Source organism: Pseudomonas sp. TH15 (assembly GCF_016651105.1).
In the GTDB taxonomy this organism is placed as follows: Bacteria; Pseudomonadota; Gammaproteobacteria; order Pseudomonadales; family Pseudomonadaceae; genus Aquipseudomonas.
This window is the reverse complement of record NZ_JAEKEL010000001.1, coordinates 2,137,649-2,157,911: the sequence shown is the minus strand read 5'-3', so window position 1 is coordinate 2,157,911 and position 20,263 is coordinate 2,137,649. Positions and strand designations below refer to the sequence as shown.

17 protein-coding genes and 1 pseudogene are annotated in these 20,263 nt (G+C 60.1%); 7 read left to right on the top strand and 11 right to left on the bottom strand.

The window, feature by feature from the left end; all coding sequences use genetic code 11:
* Positions 1–1,462: 1,462 nt before the first annotated feature.
* On the bottom strand, positions 1,463–2,962 hold the full coding sequence (locus JFT87_RS09645) for an efflux transporter outer membrane subunit (protein ID WP_201200740.1): 1,500 nt from the start codon (positions 2,960–2,962) through the stop codon (positions 1,463–1,465).
* A gap of 321 nt (positions 2,963–3,283) precedes the next feature.
* Between JFT87_RS09645 and JFT87_RS09640 the strand changes: the two genes are divergently transcribed.
* The gene (locus JFT87_RS09640) at positions 3,284–4,252 is read left to right on the top strand and encodes a LysR family transcriptional regulator (RefSeq protein ID WP_201200738.1); all 969 of its coding nucleotides are present in this window, start codon (positions 3,284–3,286) and stop codon (positions 4,250–4,252) included.
* A 114-nt stretch (positions 4,253–4,366) separates the two neighbouring features.
* Positions 4,367–4,503, top strand: a pseudogene (locus JFT87_RS28805) (DUF6124 family protein); the annotation flags it as partial.
* A gap of 112 nt (positions 4,504–4,615) precedes the next feature.
* Here the strand turns inward: JFT87_RS28805 and JFT87_RS09635 are convergent.
* The gene (locus JFT87_RS09635) at positions 4,616–5,077 is read right to left on the bottom strand and encodes a hypothetical protein (protein ID WP_201200736.1); all 462 of its coding nucleotides are present in this window, start codon (positions 5,075–5,077) and stop codon (positions 4,616–4,618) included.
* 374 nt (positions 5,078–5,451) lie between these two features.
* Entirely contained in the window at positions 5,452–5,928 is a 477-nt protein-coding gene (locus JFT87_RS09630) for a hypothetical protein (RefSeq protein WP_201200733.1), read from the bottom strand.
* A 468-nt stretch (positions 5,929–6,396) separates the two neighbouring features.
* On the opposite strand from JFT87_RS09630, the gene JFT87_RS09625 reads away from it, so the two are divergent.
* The gene (locus JFT87_RS09625) at positions 6,397–7,371 is read left to right on the top strand and encodes a 2-hydroxyacid dehydrogenase (RefSeq protein ID WP_201200731.1); all 975 of its coding nucleotides are present in this window, start codon (positions 6,397–6,399) and stop codon (positions 7,369–7,371) included.
* 75 nt (positions 7,372–7,446) lie between these two features.
* Here JFT87_RS09625 and JFT87_RS09620 read toward each other — a convergent pair whose 3' ends face one another.
* The gene (locus JFT87_RS09620; protein ID WP_201200728.1) at positions 7,447–8,352 is read right to left on the bottom strand and encodes a DMT family transporter; all 906 of its coding nucleotides are present in this window, start codon (positions 8,350–8,352) and stop codon (positions 7,447–7,449) included.
* Positions 8,353–8,625: 273 nt separating this feature from the next.
* On the opposite strand from JFT87_RS09620, the gene JFT87_RS09615 reads away from it, so the two are divergent.
* Positions 8,626–9,501 carry a helix-turn-helix domain-containing protein gene (locus tag JFT87_RS09615; RefSeq protein WP_201200726.1) on the top strand — a complete coding sequence of 292 codons (876 nt, stop codon included), beginning with the start codon at positions 8,626–8,628 and terminating at the stop codon, positions 9,499–9,501.
* A 135-nt stretch (positions 9,502–9,636) separates the two neighbouring features.
* Here the strand turns inward: JFT87_RS09615 and JFT87_RS09610 are convergent, their stop codons facing one another.
* The 6 genes from JFT87_RS09610 to JFT87_RS09585 all read right to left on the bottom strand — a co-directional run bounded on the left by JFT87_RS09610 (position 9,637) and on the right by JFT87_RS09585 (position 16,053).
* Positions 9,637–12,066: a TonB-dependent siderophore receptor gene (locus JFT87_RS09610; RefSeq protein ID WP_201200723.1), complete on the bottom strand. Its 2,430-nt coding sequence runs from the start codon at positions 12,064–12,066 to the stop codon at positions 9,637–9,639.
* 221 nt (positions 12,067–12,287) lie between these two features.
* Positions 12,288–13,277, bottom strand: a complete 990-nt coding sequence (locus JFT87_RS09605; protein ID WP_201200721.1) for a FecR domain-containing protein — start codon at positions 13,275–13,277, stop codon at positions 12,288–12,290.
* Complete coding sequence (locus JFT87_RS09600; protein ID WP_201200718.1) at positions 13,274–13,840, bottom strand: RNA polymerase sigma factor; 567 nt, start codon at positions 13,838–13,840, stop codon at positions 13,274–13,276. The genes JFT87_RS09605 and JFT87_RS09600 overlap by 4 nt, the downstream gene beginning before the upstream one ends.
* Position 13,841: 1 nt before the next feature.
* Positions 13,842–14,168, bottom strand: coding sequence for a DUF3325 domain-containing protein (locus JFT87_RS09595; protein ID WP_201200716.1), 327 nt, complete (start codon positions 14,166–14,168; stop codon positions 13,842–13,844).
* Positions 14,168–15,751, bottom strand: a complete 1,584-nt coding sequence (locus tag JFT87_RS09590) for a PepSY-associated TM helix domain-containing protein (protein ID WP_201200715.1) — start codon at positions 15,749–15,751, stop codon at positions 14,168–14,170. The genes JFT87_RS09595 and JFT87_RS09590 overlap by 1 nt, the downstream gene beginning before the upstream one ends.
* On the bottom strand, positions 15,748–16,053 hold the full coding sequence (locus JFT87_RS09585) for a DUF3649 domain-containing protein (protein WP_201200712.1): 306 nt from the start codon (positions 16,051–16,053) through the stop codon (positions 15,748–15,750). The genes JFT87_RS09590 and JFT87_RS09585 overlap by 4 nt, the downstream gene beginning before the upstream one ends.
* A gap of 190 nt (positions 16,054–16,243) precedes the next feature.
* Here JFT87_RS09585 and JFT87_RS09580 point away from each other — a divergent pair, with 190 nt between their 5' ends.
* Complete coding sequence (locus tag JFT87_RS09580) at positions 16,244–16,732, top strand: sigma-70 family RNA polymerase sigma factor (RefSeq protein WP_201200711.1); 489 nt, start codon at positions 16,244–16,246, stop codon at positions 16,730–16,732.
* Positions 16,729–17,661, top strand: coding sequence for a DUF4880 domain-containing protein (locus tag JFT87_RS09575; RefSeq protein WP_201200710.1), 933 nt, complete (start codon positions 16,729–16,731; stop codon positions 17,659–17,661). Before JFT87_RS09580 ends, JFT87_RS09575 begins: the two co-directional genes overlap by 4 nt.
* Here JFT87_RS09575 and JFT87_RS09570 read toward each other — a convergent pair.
* Entirely contained in the window at positions 17,658–17,843 is a 186-nt protein-coding gene (locus tag JFT87_RS09570) for a hypothetical protein (RefSeq protein WP_201200708.1), read from the bottom strand. The genes JFT87_RS09575 and JFT87_RS09570 overlap by 4 nt on opposite strands.
* On the opposite strand from JFT87_RS09570, the gene fecA reads away from it, so the two are divergent.
* Positions 17,842–20,175, top strand: coding sequence for a TonB-dependent Fe(3+) dicitrate receptor FecA (gene fecA / locus JFT87_RS09565; RefSeq protein WP_201200701.1), 2,334 nt, complete (start codon positions 17,842–17,844; stop codon positions 20,173–20,175). The two genes, JFT87_RS09570 and fecA, sit on opposite strands and share 2 nt — an antisense overlap.
* Positions 20,176–20,263: the final 88 nt, after the last annotated feature.

Here is a 20,263-nt window from a genome sequence, read left to right as displayed (position 1 = left end):
CCAGAGATTTTGGGTTCACCGCAGCAGCGCCGGGGTTTTCGGGGCTTGGGTTTTTAAGGGAGTCATTAAATCCTGCTCAATGATCGAGAATTGAAGAATTTGCTACGGCGTACACAATCCCTGTGGCAAGGGGATTTATCCCCGTTGGGCTGCGAAGCGGCCCCAAAACCTTCGACCCGATTCCCACAGTCACACCGCGTGCACTGGCTTTGCGACGGCTGCGCCGCCGAACGGGGATAAATCCCCTCGCCACAGGTTTTGCGGTCCACTCCAAGGGAGGACACTCCCACCAGAGATTTTGGGTTCACCGCAGCAGCGCCGAGGTTTTCGGGGCTTGGGTTTTTAAGGGAGTCATTAAATCCTGCTCAATGATCGAGAATTGAAGAATTTGCTACGGCGTACACAATCCCTGTGGCAAGGGGATTTATCCCCGTTGGGCTGCGAAGCGGCCCCAAAACCTGCGACCCGATTCCCACAGTCACACCGCGTGCACTGGCTTTGCGACGGCTGCGCCGCCGAACGGGGATAAATCCCCTCGCCACAGGTTTTGCGGTCCATTCCAAGGGAGGACACTCCCACCAGAGATTTTGGGTTCACCGCAGCAGCGCCGGGGTTTTCGGAGCTTGGTTTTTTAAGGGAGTCATTAAATCCTGCTCAATGAACGAGAATTGAAGAATTTGCTACGGCGTACACACGCCCCTGTGGCGAGGGGGCTTGCCCCCGTTGGGCTGCGAAGCGGCCCCAAAACCTGCGACCGCGATTCCTACAGGCACACCGCATTCGCTGGTTTTACGACGGCTGCGCAGCCGAACGGGGGCAAGCCCCCTCGCCACAGGTTTTGCGGTCCACTCCAAGGGAGGACACTCCCACCAGAGATTTTGGGTTCACTGCAGCAGCGCCGGGGTTTTCGGGGCTTGGGTTTTTAAGGGAGTCATTAAATCCTGCTCAATGAACGAGAATTGAAGAATTTGCTACGGCGTACACAGCCCCTGTGGCGAGGGGGCTTGCCCCCGTTGGGCTGCGAAGCGGCCCCAAAATCGGCAACCGCATTTTTTCTGACGCACCGCGTCGGCAGGTTTTACGACTGCTGCGCAGCCGAACGGGGGCAAGCCCCCTCGCCACAGTTTTTGCGGTCCATTCCAAGGGAGGACACTCCCACCAGAGATTTTGGGTTCACCGCAGCAGCGCCGGGGTTTTCGGGGCTTGGGTTTTTAAGGGAGTCATTAAATCCTGCTCAATGATCGAGAATTGAAGAATTTGCTACGGCGTACGCAGCCCCTGTGGCGAGGGGATTTATCCCCGTTGGGCTGTGAAGCGGCCCCAAAACCTGCGACCCGATTCCCACAGTCACACCGCGTGCACTGGCTTTGCGACGGCTGCGCCGCCGAACGGGGATAAATCCCCTCGCCACAGGTTTTGCGGTCCACTCCAAGGGAGGACACTCCCACCAGAGATTTTGGGTTCACCGCAGCAGCGCCGGGGTTTTCGGTGCGGCGGTCTGGCTGGCTGTCGGCACGTCGTTGCCGGCGCCTAATCCGCCGCCGAGCGCTGTTACCAACTCAGCATGAGCACTGAGTCGCGCCGCCTGAACCTGCTGCTGAACCTGCTGCTGCTTGAACAACAACGTCTGGGCATTCAGCACATTGAGGTAATCAGTGAGCCCACGCTGGTAGGCAATCATCGCGATGTCGTAAGTCTTCTGCGCCGTGGCCACCGACTCGGCGGCGAACACCTGTTGCTTGTCCATCGACTCACGGCGGATCAACTGATCGGAGATGTTCTTCAGCGCATTGACCAGCGTCTGGTTGTACTTGGCCACCGCGATGTCATACCCGGCTGAGGCTTCGCCCAGCTCCGAGCGCAAACGGCCGCCGTCGAAAATCGGCAGCGAGATCGCCGGGCCGACACTGTAGTTGAGCTTCTTGCCGGTCAAAAACTCCAGCGCCCCGCCGCCGGTGGCCATGTAGCCGAGGCTGCCGACCAGGTCAACGTTGGGGTAGAAACCGGCGTGCGCCACATCAATGCCTCGGGCCTGAGCCGCGACTTGCCAGCGACTGGCGACCACATCCGGGCGTTGGCCGAGCAATTGCGCGGGCAACGATGACGGCAATTTCAGCGCGGCGCCCAACGCCAGGGTCGGCCGCTGTAACTGCGCGCCCTCGCCCGGACCTTTGCCGGCGAGTGCGGCGAGTTGATTGCGGCTCAGGGCGATTTCTTCGTCCAGGGCATCGATCTGCCGATGGGTTTCCGGCAGCGGCGTTTCAGCCTGGCTGACTTCGAAATGGGTGCCGATCCCGCCGTTCAGGCGCTTTTGCGCCAGGTCGAGGATTTGCTGTTGCTGCTTCAACGTCGCGGCGACGATGTCCCGCTGCGCGTAATGCAGCGAGAGCTCGATGTAGGCGCGCACGATGTTGTTCTGCAATTCGAGCTGGGCCAGCCGCGCTTCGGCGGCCGTCATGTGTGCCATGTCCACGGCGCGTTCGGTGGCGTTGCTTTCGCGGCCCCAGAGGTCCAGGGCATAACTGAAACCCAGCGAGGCGTTGTTGTCCCAGGTGGTCGTATTCGCCAACTCGCCGGGGCCGTAGAACTGATCGGTCGCCCAGTTGTGGCGCTTGAGGGTCGCCTCGCCATTGATCTGCACCGACTCCGCGGCCTCAGCGATACCGGCCATGGACTTGGCCTGACGCACCCGGGCGGTAGCCATGGCCATGGTCGGGCTGCCTTGCACGGCGAGGTCGATCCAGCGATTCAGTTGCGGGTCGCCATAGGCCTGCCACCATTGCGCGGTGGGCCAGTGAGCGTCCTGTGCAGCGTTCTGGATGGCTTCGTCGGTGGCCAGTGAATCGGCCTCCAGCGCCTTGCCCTGTGGGGCAATACCTCCGGTACCGACGCAGCCGCTGATTGCCAGGGTTAAAGCCAAAACACTGAACGTCTTGAGCGCTCTGTTGATGCGACGCGGCACTGCTGCAAATTCCTGAGTGAGGGAGGCATGAGATTTTGGGGAACGGACACTGCCCCCTGTGGGAGCGGGCTTGCTCGCGAAGAGGCCCTGTCAGTCGACATCATTGTTGAATGACCCACCGCTTTCGCGAGCAAGCTCGCTCCCACAGGGTTTGTGCCGTACGCCAGTTCCTGCGGTGGCGCAATTCTATGGGGCGACCCGAACGGCGATAAGCTGGGATTCCTGTGAATCTTTGTTACCGTTAACGCGATAATCCCTTGGTCGGGGTCTCAGACCACGAAACTTCGTGTCACAATTTGCCATCGAACCCGAGAGCACCCCATGGACACTTTGCAAAACATGCGCGCCTTCAGTTACGTGGCCCAGGCCGGCAGCTTCACCGCCGCCGCCGTGCAGCTGGACACCACGACAGCCAATGTCTCGCGCGCGGTCTCCACCCTGGAAGCCCACCTGCAAACCCGTCTGCTCAACCGAACGACACGCCGCATCGCCCTGACCGAGGCCGGCAAGCGCTATCTATTGCGTTGCGAGCAGATCCTGGCCTACGTCGAAGAAGCCGAAGCCGAGGCCAGCGACGCCCACGCCCGCCCGGCCGGGCAGCTCAAAGTGCACACCATGACCGGCATCGGCCAACACTTCGTGATCGACGCCATCGCCCGCTACCGCAAGACCCACCCGGACGTGACCTTCGACTTGACCATGGCCAACCGCGTACCGGACCTGCTGGACGAGGGCTACGACGTGTCCATCGTGCTCGCCAGCGAACTGCCGGACTCGGGCTTCGTCTCCCAACGCTTGGGCATCACCTACAGCATCGTTTGCGCCTCGCCGGCCTATGTAAAAGCCAACGGCTGCGCGCACAAACCCAGCGACCTGCTCAACCACGCCTGCCTGCGCCTGGTCAGCCCGGTGATCCCGCTGGAGAAATGGACCTTCGACGGCCCCGAAGGCCAGGAAATGGTCACCATTAATAGCTCACCGTTTTTGGTCAACTCCGCCGATGCGATGAAAACCGCGATCACCAGCGGCATGGGCGTTGGCGTGTTGCCGGTGTACGCGGCGATTGAAGGGCTGCGCAATGGCACGCTGGTGCGGGTGATGCCGAACTACCGCTCGCAGGAATTGAACCTGTACGCGATCTACCCGTCGCGGCAGTACCTGGATGCGAAGATCAAGACCTGGGTCGAGTATTTGCGCGGGTCGTTGCCGGAGATATTGGCGGCGCATCAGGCGGAATTGGCGGCGTATGAATTGAGCGGGAGTTTGGGTGGGGTTCGGGTGGCGAATTGAAATTGGCGCTCTGCAGACGCGGGTGAATGTTTGGACGTTTGCGACGGGTCGCCTCGGTTGTCCCTCGCAAGTGAGTTGAATATGTTTTCGGGGGATGCAGGCTTTGGCCAGCGCAGTGACATTGCTGCTGACGTCGATCCGCCACAGCGGAATGCGATTCTGGCGATTCAGCAAATCATAATGCTGGCGGAATTGCCGGTGGATCGGGGCTGGATCATTTGGAAGTGATACTGCCAGCCATGCACCGCTGATCCCTTAGAGCAGCCTCTGTTCAGAACGGAACTTCCACGTCTATTGATCAACGAGGAAGTCCCGCTGGACCATGGCAGTCAGCAAAGCCCGTATTGCGTAAAAACAGATCTGTTACTTCTTGAGATGATCGAGATCAGAGACATCTCGGAATGCGCCCTTCGCTTTCAACCGTGGTTCCGTTGGATTGTTTTGAACATCCAGGTCAAATCCAAGCGCCAACGTACCTTTAACTAAATCGAAAGTCACATCTAACGTCCCACTCCCATAAACAGCCGGATACGGAGTGAATTTAGTTCCCAATTCGACTTCCTCGGACAGCATATAACTAATACGCAGGCCCGAATCCTCCTCATAATTATGCTTGCCATTGGTGATGTCAGCCTTGAATTCGCAGTGCAGGCTCGCTGATCGTTTTGCATCAAACTGCTGCTTTGCAATTACAACCACGTATTCACCATCCGTGCCGAAGGTGTCAACCACTCCAGTGAATGGAGCAAGACTATCAATGAGTACATTGGCTGTACCTTTCACGGCCATTTGTTTTTTTGAAGTTATAAAAAATTCATTTTTCATAAGAAGTCCCTTTATAAGAAATTAATCATCGCAAGATTACGAAACAGAAGACTGCCGTAATTAGTCCTCTTCCACACCTGTCAGAACTAACAGGCCTATATATCAGTCCGCAATAAACCACGACAAAAACAAGTCTTATTATTATAAGAAAACCATCAAAAGCTCAGCGCACCCTTCTGACCACTCAACAGGATGAGCGATAGCTCGGCTGCCGCTCCTGGTCTTGATCCACAGGCGACGTCGGAAGGCAGAGTGGCCGGGAAATGGTCACCATCAACAGCTCGCCGTCTCTGGTGAACTGCATTCAGCAGATCATCATGCTCGCGGAACTGGCGGTGAGTCAGGTGCTGGATAACGTCGAAATCCGCCAGCCCTCAGCACTGAAGCCTTGTGGAAGCGAGCCTGCTCGCGAAGGCGTCGGGAACTCCAACATGTAGGGTGGCGGACACACCGCTATCGCCAGCAGGGCTAGCTCCCACAATTGGACCGAGTGCATCCGGGAGAGATAGGTCGGCTGTCAGGCCGCCTTCGCGGGCAAGCCTCGCTCCTACAAAAGCCAGATCAAACGCCAGATCAAACGCCAGATCAAACGCCAGATCAAACGCCAGATCAAACGCCAGATCAAACGCCAGATCAAACGCCAGATCAAACGCCAGATCAAACGCCAGATCAAACGCCAGATCAAACGCCAGATCAAACGCCAGATCAAACGCCAGATCAAACGCCAGATCAAACGCCAGATCAAACGCCAGATCAAACGCCAGATCAAATGCCAGATCAAACGCCAGATCAAACGCCAGATCAAACGCCAGATCAAACGCCAGATCAAACACCAGATCAAAAGATCGCATCCTGCGGCAGCTCCTACAAAAAATTCGCGGCGCAGCCGCCCCACTCAACAGGATGAGCGTTAGCTCGACAGCAGCCCTTGATCTTGATCCAAGGGCGACGTCGGAAGGCTGAGTGGAGGGAATGATCCGGGGGTGGGCGCGTAGCGCCGTGCGGCGAAGCCGCACACATCGAGAGGAGGTCGTCGCGAAGCAGACCGTAGGCGATGCCCCCAGATGAATACCGGAACGAAGGCACGCCGAGCCTAGGCGAGGGGCCGGACGCCGGGGCGAGCCTTTTTGGGTACTTTTTTGGCGTTTGAAAAAAGTGCCTCGCCGTAAGGGCGAAACCCTAAGTAGCCGCTACCGCAGCAACGGATATGTACTCAACCACCAAGAACATGGTCGGCCCAAAGGCCGCCAAGACCACCAAGACAATCAAAGCGAGAAAATGTTAGCTTGCTTGCAATCAAGCCCGTCGAGCCCTCAGCAATGAAAAAAACCGTCCTCGCCTTCAGCCGTGTCACCCCGGAAATGATCGAACGCCTGAAACAGGATTTCGACGTGATCGTGCCGAACCCAAAAAACGGTGACATCAACGCCCAGTTCAACGAAGCCCTGCCCCACGCCCACGGGCTGATCGGCGTCGGTCGCAAACTTGGCCGCGCGCAGCTGGAAAACGCCGCCAAACTGGAAGTGGTCTCCAGCGTCTCGGTCGGCTACGACAACTATGACGTCGCCTACTTCAACGAACGCGGGATCATGCTCACCAACACGCCCGACGTGCTCACCGAAAGCACCGCCGACCTGGCCTTCGCCTTGCTCATGAGCAGTGCCCGCCGCGTCGCCGAACTGGACGCCTGGACCAAGGCCGGCCAGTGGCAAGCGACCGTCGGCGCGCCATTGTTTGGCTGCGATGTGCACGGCAAAACGTTGGGCATCGTCGGCATGGGCAACATCGGCGCGGCCATCGCCCGTCGTGGTCGGTTGGGTTTCAACATGCCGATTATCTACAGCGGTAATAGCCGCAAGACTGAACTGGAACAGCAACTCGGCGCGCAGTTCCGCAGCCTCGACCAGTTGCTGGCCGAAGCCGATTTCGTCTGCCTGGTGGTGCCGCTCAGCGAGAAAACCAAACACCTGATCAGCCACCGCGAACTGGCGTTGATGAAGCCGAGTGCAATCCTGGTGAACATCGCTCGCGGTCCGGTGGTGGATGAGCCCGCTCTGATCGAAGCGCTGCAGAACAACCAGATTCGCGGCGCAGGCCTCGATGTCTACGAGAAAGAACCGCTGGCCGAGTCACCATTGTTCCAATTGAAAAACGCCGTGACGTTGCCGCACATCGGCTCTGCTACACACGAAACCCGCGAAGCCATGGCCAATCGTGCCTTGACCAATTTGCGCAGCGCCCTGCTGGGCGAACGACCGCAGGACCTGGTTAACCCGCTGGTCTGGAACGGCTAAAAAAACGGGCAGGTGCAAACATGCACTTGCCCGTTCCAACTGACTACACAACTTGAAATTCAACAACAGCCCCACTCAAACTTCAGCGCTATAAGCTCTCGGCATGATCGTGGCTTTCGGTTTACGAAACACCAGCACGTTACCCAGCATCACCAGCACCAACCCCATCAGCGCCGGCGCGGTCCATTGATAGCCTTCGGCATACGCCGAGACGTTCAGCGCCACCACCGGAAACAACACCGTGCAATACGCCGCGCGCTCCGGGCCCATGCGCCCGACCAGTGTCAGGTAAGCGGTGAAGCCGATCACCGAACCGGGGATTACCAGGTACATCAGCGAGCCGATGTAGCGCGCATTCCATTCAATGTCGAACGGAATACCTTTGACCAGGCACCACACCGACAGCATCGCCGCACCATAAGCCATGCCCCAGGCGTTGGTGGTCAGGGGTTTGAGCCCGGCCTTCTGTTGCAGGCTCGACAGCATGTTGCCGGCCGAGAAACACAACGTGCCGCACAGGGCCAGGCCCAGGCCGAGCAGGGTTTGCGGGCTGGCGGTGTGGCCGGCCAGCTCTGGCCAGAACAGCAACCCCAGTCCGAACAAACCCAGAGCGCCGCCCATCAATACGTTGCGAGCGATTTTCTGGCCGAAGAACACCCGCGCATTCAGGGCGTTCCACAACGTAGCCGTGGAAAACACCACGGCCACCAGACCGCTGGGGATCCATTGGCTGGCCGTCAGGAAACACATGAAGTTGACGCAGAACAGGCACAACCCCTGCGCCAGGCAGATCAAATGCCCGCGACGGTTCATCACTTGCAGGCGCCGGCTGAGCAGCAACATCACGAACAACACCAGCGCGGCGAGGCCGAAGCGATAGACAATCGACACCGGAATCGCCACCACCCCCAGTTGCCATTTCAAGGCAATCCAGGTGGTGCCCCAGATCAGCACGGTCAACAAATACAACGACAGGTTCATAATCGAGAACTCCCGAAGGCAATGCCAAGCGCTGTTGTGGCGAGGGGATTTATCCCCGAAGGGCTGCGAAGCTGCCCCAAAAACTTGTGAGCGCTACGCACTCAAGCGGGACGTTGCGACAAGCTCCCTCACCACAAGGTTTGCGCTGAATTGAGAATCAGGGTGCTGCACCGAAGGTTGGAGCGCTTGCATAAACTTGCGCTTTTGTCGGCCGACAGGCTGGCAGGCCAAGGTCTACGGAGTAGGATGCAAGGCGTTGGAGAGAAAACGATCATGCCCGCACTGGAAACGCTGCAAGTCTTTCAAGCCCTCAACCGCTCGCCCAATGCTCGCCTCGAGCACAGTGCCGAGCTCGGTGACGGCATGGCTGCAGCCTTGTGGAGCAACCATCACGACGCCCAGGACTACGAAGCGCCGACTCACCACACCCTCTCTTGCTACATCGCCGGCGGCACCGGGACCTTTCGCCGTGACCAGCCCGGCAACAAGGGTAGCCCGGACAAACTGTGCATCCTGCCGGCCGAGCACCAGTCCGGCTGGGTGATCAACGGCGACATTCGCCTGGCCCACCTGTATTTCAGCCCCGAACAATTCGCCCTCGGCTGCGTCACGCTGCTGGACCGCGAACCGCGTGAGCTGCAATTGCGCGAAGCGACCTTTCTCGACGACCCACAACAAGCCCGGCGCTTTCGGCAGATGCTCACGCTCAATTGGGATGAACCCGGCGAGCGCGTGCTCACCAGCAGTCTGGCCCACGAAATGCTCAGCCATGCGCTGCTCAATCAGGTCGGCATGCGACAGGGTTTGCGATTGAAGGGCGGACTGGCCGCGCATCAGCGGCGGCAGTTGGTGGAGTTCATCGACAGTCAGTTGGCCGAAGCGATCAGCCTGGGGCAGTTGGCGGGGTTGTGTGCGCTGTCGGAATATCACTTTGCGCGGATGTTCCGGGAGAGCTTTGGCTTACCGCCACATCAGTATGTGTTGGCACGACGCATGAGCCGGGCGCGGGAATTATTGCGTTCAACATCGCAGCCGTTGGGGGAAATTGCATTGGCCTGTGGGTTTGCCAGTGCGAGTCATTTCACCAATCGGTTTCGGCAGGTGTTGGGTGGAACGCCTGGCGAATATCGCCAGGCGTTTTTGCGGTAATCCCGAAGATTGCTGGTGGCTTTGAGGCCGTCTTCGCGAGCAGGCTCGCTCCCACAGGTGACCGCGTTCGTCCACGCGAATGCGATCAAATGTGGGAGCGGGCTTGCTCGCGAAGAACGATGACGCGGTCTACTGTCAGAACTCCAGAGTGCTGGAGAGCGACACCTGCCGCGAATCGCCCATGGACACAAAGAACCGGCTCGCCGCCGAGGTGTAGTAGGTGCGGTCAAACAGGTTCTTCACGTTGAGTTGAAACTTGACCTTCTGCCCTTCGACTTTGGTGTCGTAGGTAGCGAAGGCATCGGCCACGGTGTAGCCCGGCAGGTCGAAATCGTTGACCGCGTTACCCGCCCGCTCACCGACATAACGCGCTCCGGCGCCGACCCGCAGTTGATCGCCGCCAACGATGGTGCCGAAGTCGTAGACCGCCGACAGCGAGCCGGTGTTCTTGGCGACGTTTTGCAGTCTCTTGCCCTTGTAGTCCGGGTCTTCGGTGACTTCGGCATCGGTGTAGGCGTAGCTGCCGATCATGCTCCAGCGGTCGCTGAGCTGACCGGTCAGGTCCACTTCCAGCCCCCGGGAACGTACTTCGCCGGCGGCGCTGTAAATGGTCGTCGGGCCTTCGGAGTTGGCGATCAGTACGTTGCGTTTCTTGATGTCGAACAGTGCGACGTTACCGGTGATGCGCCCCGGCATGTCGAGCTTGGCGCCGATTTCCCAGGACTTGGCTTCTTCCGGCGCAACGCTGCCGTCGAGCACGACGCTGCTGCCGCTCAACGGTGCGATGGTCGAGTTGGGTTTGAACGATTCGGTGTAGCTGCCGTAGAACGACAGTTCATCGGTGTAGCGATAGACCAGACCGGCGCGCGGCACAAATTTCTGGCCGTTGCTGTCGGTGTTGGCGTGGAACGGCACGCCTTTGCCGGCGTACTGGTCGTATTCCTGGAAGCGCCCGCCGGCCACCAGGATCCACTGGTCGGTGAGGTGAATCGAGTCCTGCATGAAGATCGAATCGCTGCGCAGCAAATCGGTCTGGGCGCTGTCGGCCGGGCTGACGGTGGTGCCGGCGACTTCGCGGCCGTAGACCGGGTTGACGTAGCTGAAGGTGCTCAGGCTTTTCTGGCGGATCAGGTCTTCGCGGTAGATCTTGCGGTACTCGTCGTCGACGCCGAACACCAGGTCGTGCTGCATGCCCAGCACGTTCACTTTGCCTTCGAGGCTGGCGGTGGTGAAACGGTCGGTGCTAATGGCGTTCTGCGTGCCGTCCATGCTGCGGGTCAGCGTGCCATTCTTGGTGTCGATGGCGGTGATGCGCACCTGGCTGGCGTCGTAGGTTTCGCGGTTCCAGCTGTAGCCAAAGTGGGCCTTCCAGTTGTCGTTGAGCTCGTGATCGGCCTCGAAGTGGTAAAGGTCCGAACGTCCTTCCATGTTGTTGAACGGCTCGTCGAGACGCTCATTGCGCGAGATGTCCAACGGGTGGTTGGTGCGTGGATCGATCACGGTGCCACGGTCGAACGGGGTCAAAAACTCACGGTGTTCGTAGGAGAACAACAGCTTGGTGCTTTCGCCGAACCAGGCCAGGGACGGCGCCACCAGGGTTTCGCGGCGGGTGCCGAAGTTGCGCCAGTAGTCTTCGTCCTCGTGGTCCAGAACCATGCGGTAGGCCAACCCGGAATCACCGAGTGCCCCGGTGCTGTCGAGGCCTCCGCCACTGCCGTTCTTGCCGTCGCCGTAGCTCGAACCGCGCAGGGTCAGCGCGTTGTATGGGGTCAGTTCCGGTTTTTTGCTGACCATATTGACCACGCCGCCCGGGTCCTGGATGCCGTAGAGCAAGGACGCCGGGCCCTTGAGCACTTCGACCCGGTCGACAGTGGCGTTCATGCCGCGACCCTGCACGATCGGCATGCTGTCGCGCATGATCGAGCCGTTGCGGTTATCGCCGAAGCCGCGGGTCATCACCGAATCCTGAGTGCTGGCCAGGGTGTTGCCCTGGGTGATGCCGCTGACGTTGGCCAAGGCGTCATCGAGATTGCGCGGGGCCTGGTCGCGAATGACCTGGGCCGGGATCACGTTGATGGTCTGCGGGATTTCTTGAATCAATGCCGAGCTGCGCATCACGTTGCTGGTCGGCGGTGGCTGGTAGCTCTGGGTTTCGTCCATCGCCGAGGTGATGGTGGTCGCGCCGAGGTTCAGGGTGCCGGCAGTGGGGATGGGCTCCAGCGCCAGGGTGTGCGCGTCGGTGCGACGGAAGGTGAAGCCCGAGCCACTGAGCAAACGCTGCATCGCCTGTTCGGCGCTCATCTGCCCGCTGATTGCCGGGGCATTGAGGCCGTAGGGCGCTTCGTCGGTATAGACCACGCTGGTGCCGGTGATGCGGCTGAAGTCGCTCAGGGCCTGGGGCAGCGGTTTGGCGGCCATGGCAAAGTTGAACGGCGTGCGCTGTTGCGTGCTGCTGGCTTCAGCGGCCAATGCCACGCTGAGCGGCAGCAGCGCCAATGCCGAAAAACTCAGTGCAGATGCGCCGAACCACTGTTTGACCGAACCCGATTTTGCCCTGGACTTCATTGCTAGTGACCTGTGTAGAACCGCTACGGAATGCGAATGACTCGCAGTTTCAGTCACTACACGGATCTGGGTTGGGTTTACCTCACTAATATTTTGAAAATATTTTTGGAGGTGTGTTGTCGGGCCCGACGCCTTCGCGAGCAGGCTAGCCCCCACAGGGATTTTGTGTCGATAACAGATCCAGTGTGGGAGCGAGCCTGCTCGCGAAGAGGCCAGTGGCCTCAACGCAAAATAATCAGATGCCCCAACACCTGATGCTGCTCAAACCCCAACACCCCTTGCAGGGAACTCAACACAGCCTGCGGATCCTTGCTCGGGAAACTGCCACTGACCTTGCGCGCTGCCAGCTCATCGTTGAGCAGCAGAATCCGCCCCGGGTAGTAGCGCCGCAGGTCTTGCACCACATCCGCCAGGCTCGCCTTGTAGTAATTGAGCCAGCCCTGGCGCCAAGCCAGTTGCGCCTCGCTGTCCACGGCATGCAGTTTTTCCGCCGAGCCCTCGCCATATGCCACTTGCTGGCCGGCGGTGAGAATTTGCTGCTCGGCATTGCGGTCCGCCATCACGCCAACCCGCCCGGACAACACCGTCACCCGCGCGCCGTGGGGTTGCAGGCGTACTTCAAACTGCGTGCCCAGCACCCGCGCCTGACCTTTTTCGGCCTCGACCACAAACGGCTCGCCGGTATGGGTCACGCTGAAAAAACCGGCGCCTCGACGCAACTGCACGTGCCGCTCGCCACGGCTGAAATCCACGGCAATCGCGCTGTCGGCATCGAGGGTGACTTGGGATTGATCGGCCAGGGTGACGGTGCGAATTTGCCCCGGTGCCGAAACATAATCCGCGCCCAGATCATCAGCCCAACGCAACGGCTGCCAACCCGCACCGAGGCCAACCATCAGCAACAGGCACGCAGCCATCACCAACGCACCGGACCAACGTCGCACGCTGGTGCGCCGCGAACGGTTCATCGCATTGAGGTAACCCTGTAGGGCAAACGCCTGTTCGTCGGCCAAGGTCCGCGCCGGCACTTCACTCAATTCCCACACCACTTGCGCCTGGGCATACGCCTCGGCGTGGGCGGGATCGGCCTGTAGCCAATGACTGAAGGTGAGCTGATCGCCACTGCTGGGCTGATCGTGCAGCAAACTCAGCCAGGCGAAAGCGGCCTGTTCCTGGGCGGGCGTCGGGATGACGCGTTCGGCGTGGTTCACGGTGCTTTCCTTGGCGTGCGCGGTTCGGGCTCTCGCAGGCTGGCCTTGCAGGCGTCGAGGGCGCGCATCATATGTTTTTCCACGGCGCTTTGGGACAAGCCCATTGCCCTGGCGATTTCGGCGTACTTGCGACCGTGAATGCGGTTGAGCAGGAAAATCTGCCGCGTACGCTCGGGCAATGCTCGCAGGGCCGCTTCGACGTGGCGCAAATCGTTGCCCGCCTCCAGCGCAGCTTGCGGTTCACTGCCCTGGCTGTCCGGTTCGTCCGGCATCCAGCCTTCGTTGACCCGAACCCGCGTGCCTTCGCTGCGCAAGTGGTCGATGGCGATGTTGCCGGCGCAACGCAGAAGATAGGTGCTGAGTTCTTCGACCTGCACCAGTGGCCGGCGCCAGAACCGCAGGAACAAATCCTGCACCAGGTCCGCCGCCGTCGCCCGGCAGCCGACACGACGATTCACCAACGCTTCCATTTGCGAACGCTGGGACAGGAATACCTGAAGAAAATGTGCGCGGGCGCCACGCGGCTCGTCGTCGCGTGAATCCGGCGGCAGACCGATCAGCATTTCAGCTCAGCGCCCATGCGACGACCGGACTGGCCAACAGGCTCGCAGCGGCCAACGCCAATGCCAGACGCGGGCGGTAAGGCAGCAGCAACACCAGCACGAGGGCGCTGAGCATCAACACCGCGAACCAGTCGACCAGACCGAAACTCCAGCCGCCCGCCGCCACCGCCGCCCACAGCGACAATGCCAGCAACGACCAGCCAACCAGTTTCAAGGCCTGAGCGCGGCGAACAGACGGTTTGTTGCCGAGCAATTCATCGTGGTGCCGAGGCATCGACAGGCACAGTGCGCTGAACCCGGCGTAAGTGAGCAATAGCGGCAACAACATCAGTTTGCCCCTTGCTCAAGCGAGACCGGCCGACTGGCTTCGCGCGGTGTTCTTTTGACCCTGACGGTGTTGCCGGCGCGGTGCATTTTCATCGCCGCCCAAACCAGCAACAGGCCTGTTGCGAGACACGTCAGGTCGAACCCCGCCAGCGCCCAATCGCCCTGCGCCAAGGTGGCCGCGAGATTCCACGGAGTCAGCGCATTGATCAGCGGCAGCGCAATAAACAGCAGCGCGCCGAACGCAAGTTGCTCAACCCAAGCCCTGCGCCCCCGACGCAGCAAGGCATGCACAACACTCAAACCCCAGGTGATGAAAAATGCATTCACTTCCCAGTCCGCACGCTCGGCCATACTCACTGGCAGTAGACGGTTGGCGAGGAAAAACATCGCCACCGCCGCCACCAGGCCGCTCATGCTGGCAATGTTCAGCACTTCTACCAAACGCAGTTCGAACGGCATGACGCCGCTCTTGGCGTGTTTGAGCTGACGCTTGCCGAGCCAGATCACCAGGCCGGTGCCGATCATCGCCGTGCCGGCCAGACCGCAGATGAAATACAGCCAACGCAACAGCGGACCGGCGAAGTGCCCCATGTGTAAGCCATAGAACGTCCCACCCACCGCCATCGCCGCCGGTTGATCAGGTGTGCTGCCGAGCATTTCGCCAGTGACACCGTTAAAGGTCACGGCACTGCCGAAATCGTGGACGATGCGATCACCCGCCCGGGACAACACTACCGTGGCATTGGCATCCCCCGGATTGTTCACCGAAAGCCGAGCAGTGTGGCCGCCTGACCATTGCTCGCTGGCTTTGCTCAACAGCGGCGCCATGGCTGCCAGCGGCGCAGCGACATTCGCCCGTTCCGGCGTCTTCGAGGCCGGGAAAACTTCGTCATAGAACGTGCGCACGTCACTGCCATAGGACGCCACGATGCTGGCGGGCATGACCATCGACATGAAAATCACCAGGCTGCTGTAGGTGATCATCAAGTGAAACGGCAACACCAGCACGCCCACGGCGTTATGCCCGTCGAGCCAGGAACGCTGGCCTTTGCGCGGTCGGAAGGTGAAGAAGTCCTTGAAGATTTTCTTGTGGGTGATGATCCCGGTGATCAGTGCGACAAACATCACCATGGCCGCGATGGTCGACAGCCAGCGTCCCCACGGATAAGGCATCTGCAACTGGAAATGAAAGCGGTAAAAGAACTCGCCGCCCATGCTTTCGCGGCCCTGCACTTCAGCGCCGGTTTGCGCGTCGAGGGTTTTCGATTCGAAGCGCCCGCGCTCGCCGTTTTTTGCCGGTGCCTGCTGCCAACGCACCGAGAGGCCGGGATCACGGGCATCGGGCAAATCGATCAGCCAGCGTGAGGCGCCGGCCGCATGTTGTTGCAGATAGTCCTCGGCCAACGTCAGGCTGGTTTCGGCATTGACTGATCGCGCCGCAATTTCCGGCTGCATCCAGTGACTGATTTCATCCTTGAAGTAGGCCAGGGTGCCGGTCAGGAAAATCGCGAACAACAGCCAGCCGAAGATCAGTCCCGTCCAGGTGTGCAACCAGGCCATCGCCTGACGAAAACCCTCTTTCATGCGTAACCCAAGCCGCGCGCCGCGCCAGAGACAGTTGCCAGAATCACGCTCGGCACCAGCAAACCGACCCACGCCGACCACGCGGTGCGGCAGGCGAAGCACCAGAGCACAGCCACCAGATAGACCAGAAACGAAACGGTCATGCCGGTCACCACGGCTTCGGCGCGGTTCATCGGCAACCACAGCGTCAGCGTGACACTGGCCAGCGCCGCTACCAGATAACCACCAAACACCGCCGCCAGCACCCGCGAGGTGACGGCCAGACGATAGGACATGGGAAGTGTGGCGAGTTTGGCTTTCATGTTTCGACCCTGAAACGAAAATGGCCGGCCGACAAGCCGAACCCACAGGCGAGCAATATTAATGATAAATATTCTCATACGCAAAAGCATCTGATTGCCGGCCAGGGTCTTCGCCCACTACAATGCGAACAGTTCTTGTTCTCTAACGCATGCTCTCAACCGCGTCACGAAAGCGCCCGGAGTCATACCGTTGTCGTCCGCCCATCCTGTCGAATCGCTCTACCAGGCCCACCACAGCTGGCTCACCGGCTGGCTGCGGCGCAAAATCGGCTGCCCGGACAGCGCAGCAGATCTGGCGCAGGACACGTTCATCAAGGTACTGACCGCCCGCGAACCACCGGTAATCATCGAACCACGCGCGTTCCTCACTACGCTCGCCAAGCGGGTTTTGTTCAATCATTACCGCCGTCAGGATCTGGAACGCGCCTATCTCGACACGCTGGCGCAGATGCCGGAAATGGTCGCGCCGTCGGAAGAACACAAAGCAATCATCCTGCAAACCCTGATCGAGCTGGATGAGTTGCTTGATGGCTTGCCGCGTCAGGTCAAACGCGCGTTTTTGCTGGCGCAGGTCGACGGCCTGACGTATCCACAGATCGCTGCAGAACTGGACATATCTGTAGCCACGGTCAAACGTCACCTGAACAAAGCGGCGCTGCGCTGCTACTTCGCGCTATGAACCGCACTGCGGATTTTTCCTCGCTAGTGGCCGAGCAGGCAGTGCACTGGCTGATGGAAATGCAGCAAGGTGCATTCACCCCGCGCCAGCAACAGGCGTGGCAGCAGTGGATGGATGCTCACAGCGAGCACCGACGGGCGTGGGAACACATTCAACGGGTCAACCAGCGCTTGCGTGGTGTGTCTTCGCCGCTGGCGCATGCAGCGTTGAACGCGCCGAAGTCCGGCAGCCGCCGCCAGGCACTGAAACTGCTGCTGATTCTTGGCGCCGGTTCGGCAGTGACCTGGGGCATGCGCGAGCACAATCCACTGCCGTCGCTGCTCGCCGACTATCGCAGCCCGATTGGCCAACGGCGCATGGTGGCGTTGGATGCGGGCGGTCAGTTGCAACTCAACACGGCCAGTGCGGCGGATGTCGATGGAGCGCAGCGGCTGATCCGCTTGCTCGAAGGCGAAATCCTCCTGACGGCCAGGCAACCGTTCGAAGTGCGCACGGCTCAGGGCATTCTGAAAACCCAGGGCGCGCGCCTCAATGTGCGGCAGTTTGCCGATCGCACGCAGGTGGCGGTGTTTGAAGGTCGGGTCGAGCTGGCCGCCAGCGGACGCCCGCCAATGCTGCTGCCCGTCGCCCGGCAACTGAACTTCACCTCGACGTCGGTCAGCGAAGCCAGACCGTTGGACGCCAACAGCGGTGCCTGGGCCGACGGCATGCTGGTGGCAGCGCACATGCGTCTGGGCGACTTCCTTGATGAGCTTGGACGTTATCGTCGCGGGCAGTTGCATTGCGACAAGAACGTCGCCGACTTGCTGATCTCGGGGACTTATCCACTGGATGACAGTGAGCGGATTCTTGATCTGCTGGAAATCAGTCTGCCGGTGAAGGTGAAGCGCTTTACCCGTTATTGGGTGACCGTCGAGGCACGGGTTTAACCCGCAAAGATCAAAAGATCGCAACCTGCGGCAACGCCTACCTGGGTGGACGCGTTTGCAATGCAAGCGCTGCCGCAGACTGCGATCTTTTGATCTGCAAAAATAAATGAGCCGTTTTTCAGATCTGGCGTGACAGAGAAGGAAAGCCCCCTTGATTCAACCTTCTCAGGATCACCCATCATGCACCCCACCCGCCTCACGCCACTGGCGCGCACCCTGCGCAATCTCGTTCTCGGCGCCAGCCTGAGCTTCAGCGCCCTGCCCGCCGCACTGGCTGCCGACGCCAAGGCGTATCACATCGCGCCGTCGTCGCTGGAAAATGCTCTCAACCAGTTTGGCCGTGAAGCGGGCGTGCTGATTTCCTTTGGCTCGCAAGTCACTCGTGGTGTGCAAAGCCGTGGTCTGGAAGGCAGTTACACGCCGGAACAAGGCCTCAATGCGTTGCTTGAAGGCACCGGCCTGCAAGCGCGCGCCGAAGGCAATAACGCCTTCAGCCTGCAACCCTTGAGCGAAGCGGCACTGGAACTGGACACCTCGAAAGTCGTCGGCGACTGGCTCGGTGACGCCGCGCAAATCAACGTCTTCGAACATCCCGGTGCCCGCGACGTGATCCGCCGCGAAGAATTTGAACGTCAGGGCGCGACTCAAGCACGCGATGTGCTCAACCGCATCCCCGGCGTCAACGCCCCGGAAAACAATGGCACCGGCAGCCACGACATGGCGCTGAACTTCGGCATTCGTGGTTTGAACCCACGCCTGGCGGCACGCTCTACCGTGCTGATGGACGGTATTCCGGTGCCGTTCGCACCTTACGGTCAGCCGCAGTTGTCGTTCGCGCCGATCAGCATGGGCAACATGGACGCCGTCGACGTCGTGCGTGGCGGCGGCGCGGTGCGCTACGGCCCGCAGAACGTCGGTGGCGTGGTCAACTTCGTGACCCGCGCAATTCCCGATGAGCCCACCGTCAAAGGTGGCTTGCAGACTGAAACCAGCCCATCGTCGAGCCATGACGGCTTCAAGACCAACGCCAATCTGTTGGCCGGTGGCACCGCCGATAATGGTCTGGGTGGCGCATTGCTGTATTCCGGCACCCGCGGCGGTGACTGGCGTGAACACAGCGACACCGAAATCGACGACCTGATCCTAAAGGGCAAATACCAGCTCGACGAAGCCAATAGCTTCAATGCCATGGCCCAATATTACGAAGGCAAGGCCGATATGCCCGGTGGCCTGAACGTCGCCGACTACGATGCTGATCCCTATCAGTCGACGCGCCCCAAAGACCAGTTCTGGGGCCGACGCACGATGTTCAACTTCGGCTATCGCTATCAGGAAGATCGCCGCGAGTTCACCGCCAACACCTTCTTCACCAAGACCTTGCGCAGTGGTTATCTGGATCAGGGCAGCTTCCTCTCGCTGTCGCCACGCGAGTACTGGGTACGTGGCCTGGAAACCCGTTTCGCCCAAGGCTTCGACCTCGGCCCGACCAGCCACGAAGTCGGCGTCGGCTATCGTTACATCAACGAGGCCGGTCACGAACTGCGCTATCGCACACCGATCGCCAGCAATGAATACCCGACCACCAATAGCCGCAACGACCGTGATACGCGCGGCGGCACCGAGGCCAATGCGTTCTTCGTCGATGACCGCATCGACATCGGCAAATGGACGATCACCCCGGGCGTGCGCTACGAGATGATCGAGTCGCAACAGACCAACAACCTGACCAACGTCAAATACAAGGGTGACTACAACACCGCGCTGCCGGCACTGAACGTGCTTTACCACCTCACCGACAGCTGGAATCTGTACGCCAACACCGAAGGCTCGTTCGGCAGCGTGCAATACAGCCAGATGCCCAATCGTGTGAGCAGCGGCGAAGTGAAACCGGAGAAGGCCCGCACCTGGGAACTCGGTACTCGCTACGACAACGGTGCGTTGCGCGCGGAAATCGGTGCGTTCCTGATCAACTTCGATAACCAGTACGAAAGCAACCAGACCAATGACTCGGTGATCGCCCGTGGCGAAACCCGTCACCAGGGCATCGAGACCAGCGTCAACTACGCGCTGGATGACTTGAGCCCGGCGCTGGCCGGCTTCGATGTCTACGCCACGTACGCATTCGTTGACGCGACCATTCGCGAAGATGGCCCGAACAAAGGCAATCGCGTGCCGTTCTCCTCGAAACACAAAGGCACGATTGGCGTGGGTTACACCGAAGGGGCGTGGAAGCTCAATCTGGACAGCAGCTTCCAGAGCGACCAGTTCGCCGACAACGCCAACACCACCAAAGAAAGCGCCGATGGCAGCACCGGCAAAATCCCGGGGTACATGCTGTTCAGCAGCCGCGCAGGCTACGACTTCGGCCCGCAGTTATCGGATTTGAACGTGGCAGTGGGCGTGAAGAACATCTTCAACACGCAGTACTTCACGCGCTCGTTTGATGACAACAACAAAGGTAAATATGTGGGGGAACCGCGCACGGTTTATGTGCAGACCTCCGTAGCGTTTTGAGATTGAAAAGCCCCTCATCGGAACGCCGCCCGCCTACTCCTCTCCGGGAGGGAGAGGAGACAGATTGGGGGATGCTGATGATTTTTCG